This window comes from Streptomyces pathocidini, from assembly GCF_001418495.1.
In the GTDB taxonomy this organism is placed as follows: Bacteria; Actinomycetota; Actinomycetes; order Streptomycetales; family Streptomycetaceae; genus Streptomyces; species Streptomyces pathocidini.
This window is the reverse complement of the sequence record NZ_LIQY01000602.1, coordinates 1-3,056: the sequence shown is the minus strand read 5'-3', so window position 1 is coordinate 3,056 and position 3,056 is coordinate 1. Positions and strand designations below refer to the sequence as shown.

General features: G+C 75.7%; 1 protein-coding gene and 1 pseudogene. One reads left to right on the top strand and one right to left on the bottom strand.

Features of this window, described 5'->3' with window-relative positions:
* A pseudogene (locus tag AOK16_RS23395) lies at positions 1-779 on the bottom strand (MFS transporter); the annotation flags it as partial.
* A gap of 654 nt (positions 780-1,433) precedes the next feature.
* Here AOK16_RS23395 and AOK16_RS23390 point away from each other — a divergent pair.
* Positions 1,434-3,056: macrolactam cyclase family protein (locus tag AOK16_RS23390; RefSeq protein ID WP_055474124.1), on the top strand; the 1,623-nt coding region annotated here is incomplete at its 3' end.

Here is a 3,056-nt window from a genome sequence, read left to right as displayed (position 1 = left end):
GCCTGGATGTAGTACCGCTGGGCGGCCTCCTGCTGGCCGGTGTCGAAGGCCATCCACCCGGCGAGCCGGGTGAGTTCGGCGGTGGCGCCGAACAGGGAGCGGCCCACCTCGTCGCTGTAGGTGCCCAGCAGTAGTGGCGCCGCGTCGACCCGCAGGCACTCCGGGACCATGGACGAACGCCAGTCCCCGCCCCCGTACTTGGAGTCCCAGCGCCGCGCGTCCTCGGCCGCCTCGCGCAGCTTCCGCACGTCGCTGTGGCCGACCTTCAGGGGCTTGCCGTCGCCGGCCTCGGCCTCCCTGGCGTCGCGGGCGGCGGCGCTGTCGGCCGGGGTGATGAGCCAGCGGGACGCGGGCGTGGCGTAGGCGCTGACCGAGAACGACCCGGCCAGGCTCTGCCAGATGCCCCCGCCGCCCGCCCGGCGCGCGCCCAGGTCCAGCCGGTAGAGCTCGGTCGCGGAGCGGACCGCGGCTCCTACGTCACGGGGGAACGCGAGCCCGACCTCAGGAGCCGGATCCGCGTCCGCCAGGCCGATCTCGTGGAGCGGCACGGGCCGCCCGAGCTTGCCGGCGATGGCGGCGGCGATCAGATGCGGCGCGGCGCCCTGGGGCACCATCCCCTTGGACACCCACCGGGCGACGGATGTCTTGTCGTAGCGGAGGGTCAACCCGCGCTGCGCGCCGAGGTCGTTGACTCTCCGGGCCAGCCCGGCGTTGCTGATCCCCGCGAGGGCGAGAACGGTGCCGAGCTTCTCGTTGGGCCCGCGTTGCTCCCTGGACATGGCCACCCCTCGACACGCCGACGGCCGCCCCTGCGGCGGCGGGGCACTCGTCAACCCAGCGTAGTTCGCCGCATCCCGACCGTTAAGGGGCAGTGTTTCGGATGGCGGGATTGTTGTGCGTACTGGTGTCCGGAAAAGGGGGCGTGTGCTCCGGGGGCATGTGGCCGTGCGCCCGGCCGTGCGCTCTGTCCGAGCCACAGTGGCGGAGTTTGCATGGATGGTGCGTGGGTCGGCCCGCCGTGCTGGTTCCGGCGGGCTGGGGGATGCCGCCACCTCATTCCCCGCGGGTGGTGGTCCGGTCCGGGAGGCGAACCCGCCTCCCGGACCGCGCTTTGAGGCCCGGCCGGACTGCGCCGTTCTGAGCGGGAACGCCCCTGCTCGTACCGCGGCCCGACTTTGGCCGAATGACGCCTGTGTGAACGGCGGTCGGGCGGCGCCGCTTCCGGAACGCGAACGCGGTGGACCCGCTGCGGATCGTGTCCGCCACGGGATGGTCATCCCGACCCGGCCGAACTGTCAGTGGGCCGTGGCAGCATGGTCCGGTCGGTCAAGTGCCCGATCCCCGGCCGGGACTCGCGGGTTCGGGCGCCGGAACCGTCGGCTTCGTGTGCATGATGACTGCACTTCCTGGTGGCCCGGCGTGTGGAGGCGGCGATGCGGTGGTTGGTGGGGTGGAGCAGTGCCGCCGCGGTGCCTCTCGGAGAGGCGCGCACGGTCCATCCGGTCGGTGCCCAGCTCCTGTGGGGCGACCCGGGCCCGCTGTGGGCCGTCGGCGACTGGCGCCCCGACGAAGTACGCGTCGTACAGGCCGACTCCATGACCCGGCTCGCCGTCCTCGGCTGCTGCGGGGCGAGCGACGAGCAGCTGCGCGCGGGCCTGTTCACCGCCCGCGGCGGTGCCCTGCGCCACCTCACCGCCTGGCCGGGGAGCTACACGGCGGTGGCCCAGGTCGGCCGCCGGATCACCGTCGCCGGCGATCTGGCGGGCGCCCGGCCGGTCTTCCACACCCCCTGGTCCGGCGGCACGGCGTACGCCACGGCCGCGCTGCCGCTCGCCGACCTCATCGAGGCCCAGCTCGACGTCAGCCACCTCGCCGCCCTGCTCGCCTGCCCCGACGCGCCCGAGGCCCTGGGGGACGGCACGCCCTACGCGGGCGTCCGGCGGGTTCCGCCGGGGCACGCGCTGATCCTGCGCGACGGCTCCCGCCAGATCACCGGCTACGAGCCGACCGCCTCGCTCGCCGTCGCCGCGCCCCAACTGGACGCCGCCCAGGCCTTGGACGGCGTGCGGGACGCGCTCGTCGAGGCCGTACGGGCCAGGCTCGCCGCGCCCCGGCACGCACCCGAGACACCCGAGGCGGACCCTGGGCCCGTACCGGGCATGGGCCCCGCCGCCCGCCGTGCGGCGCGCGGCGCCCCGGCCCCCGGCATCGGCGCCGACCTCTCCGGTGGCAGCGCCTCCTCCACGCTCGCGCTGCTCGCCGCGGGCCTGCCGGGCGTGCCTGGTACGCCGCTCGGGCACGGCTCGGCGGCGGGCGAGCGGCTGCTCGCCGTGACCTTCAACGACCTGGTCTCCGGGGAACCCGGCGGCCACGCGCGCGTGGTGCGGGAAGCCGAGCTGGGACGCGCCCGCGCCATCGCCGACAACCCCCGCCTCCACCACGTAGTGGTGCCCGGCGGTGAGGACGCCCTGCCGTACGCCGGCCTCGCTGCCATTCCGCTCACCGACGAGCCGGGCCCTTCGCTGGTCCTCGCCGAACGGCACCGGCGGCGGCTGACCTCGGGCAGCGCCGACCACCTGGTGGGGAATGGGGCAAGACAGGCCCTGGACGCCCATCCGGCGCGTCTCGCCGACCTGTTGATGGACCGGCAGCGCCGGCGGCTGCTGCGCCCGGTCGCAGCCCTGGCCAAGGCCGAAGGCCCTTCAGCGCACTCGCTGTTCGTGCCCGTCACCGTCTACCGCGCGGCCCGCAGGCTGGCGCGCACGCCGTACGCGGAGGGCGTACGGGACGTGGCCGCGCGCCTTCTGGAGGGGCGCTTCGACGAGGTCGGCGACGGCTTCCCGAACGGCGGTGCGGGGGCTGCCGGTTCGGGGTCCGCGAGCGGGTCCGGTGGGGCGCTGGACGCCTCTCTGGCAGCCCTCGCCTGGTGCCGGCCGGGGCCCGCGGCGCGATGGCTGACGGGTGAGGCCCTCGCCGAAGTATCGGTTCGCCTGCAGGACGCGGCGGCCCGGCCCGGGCCCGTCGAGCGCCCCGGCGAGCGCCGGGCGCGCGCCGCG